Genomic DNA, 1,317 nt, shown 5'->3' with positions numbered 1-1,317 from the left:
CGCCAGCGCCCACAGCATCTGGGTGCGCGTGGCCCAGCCCTATGCCGGCCCCGGCATGGGGCTGCAGTTCATCCCCCGCATCGGCCAGGAAGTGCTGGTCGACTTCGAAGAACTCGACATCGACCGGCCCCTGGTGAAGGCCGCGTTCTACAACGGCAAAGGCGAAGCCGGCGTGCCCGCCACCCCCGGCGGCAGCCCCGCCGAGGCCGACACCAGCGCCTACGGGCGGTCCAGCGACCACCGCCCCAGCGCCCAGGGCAACCAGAGCGGCGGCAACGCCCCGGCCTGGCATGGCGGCGCGCCCGGGCCGCAGGCACAGAGCAACCCGGCGGCTCTGAGCGGCTTCAAGACCAAGGAGTTCGGCGGCGAGGGCGCCAGCGAACTGCGCTTCGACGACAGCGACGCGCAGCTGAGCGTGCGGGCCGCCACCAGCCAGCACGCCACCTGGCTGCACCTGGGGCACTTGCTGCACTACGCCGACAACCACCGCGGCAGCTTCAGAGGGCTGGGCACCGAACTGCGCACCGACGCCTACGGCGCCGTGCGCGGCGGCCGCGGCGTGCTGCTGAGCAGCTATGGCATCGCAGCGTCCACCCCGGCCGGCGACAACGCGCCCGGCATGGCGCAAGCGCAGCAGATGGTGCAGCTCGCCCAGACCTTCAGCGACGCCGCCCGCACCCACGAGACGGTGCAGCTGGCCGGCACCGTGGGCAGCCACCAGGCCGGCCAGAGCGCGGTCGACCCGAGCCAGGCGCCGCTGAAGGCGCTGCACCGGGTGCTCAGCGGCACGGTGGCGCAACAAGGCTTCGAGCCCGCCCAGGCCGATGCGGCCCAAAAGCACACCGCCGCGCAAGACGACAAGCTGCCGCACACCACCGACCCGGTGATCGCGATCAGCGCCAAGGCCGGCTTCGCGCTCACCGCGGGGCAGGACCTCCACGTGGCCGCCGGCGAGATCGTGCACACCGCGGCCGGGCAGGACCTGCACCAGGCCATCGGCGGGCAGGCCCGGCTGCACACCGGCCAGGCCATCGGCGTGCTGGCCGGGGCCATCGGGCCGGGCAGCGAGGCGGCAGGCACCGGACTGACGGTGATCGCCGCACAAGGCGACGTCGACGTGCAGGCGCAGGCCGGGCCGATGCAACTGGCGGCCAAGCAACTGGTCGACGTGAAAAGCAAGGCCGCGCACATCGACTGGGCCGCGGCCCAGCGCATCGTGCTCAGCACGGCAGGCGGCGCCAGCCTCACCCTCGACGCCGGCGGCATCGTCACCCAGTGCCCCGGCAAGATCACCGTGCAGGCCGGCAAGAAGAGTTT

Annotated in this window: 1 protein-coding gene; it reads left to right on the top strand. The window is 73.1% G+C overall.

What is annotated here, in order from left to right:
• Positions 1-1,317, top strand: a 1,317-nt coding sequence (locus M8A51_RS26155; protein ID WP_251781558.1) for a type VI secretion system tip protein VgrG, incomplete at both ends; no start/stop codon positions are given.

It is taken from the genome of Caldimonas mangrovi (assembly GCF_023721835.1).
Taxonomy (GTDB): Bacteria; Pseudomonadota; Gammaproteobacteria; order Burkholderiales; family Burkholderiaceae_C; genus Caldimonas; species Caldimonas mangrovi.
The sequence above is the reverse complement of the archived record's forward strand: the minus strand, read 5'-3'. Positions and strand labels throughout refer to the sequence as shown.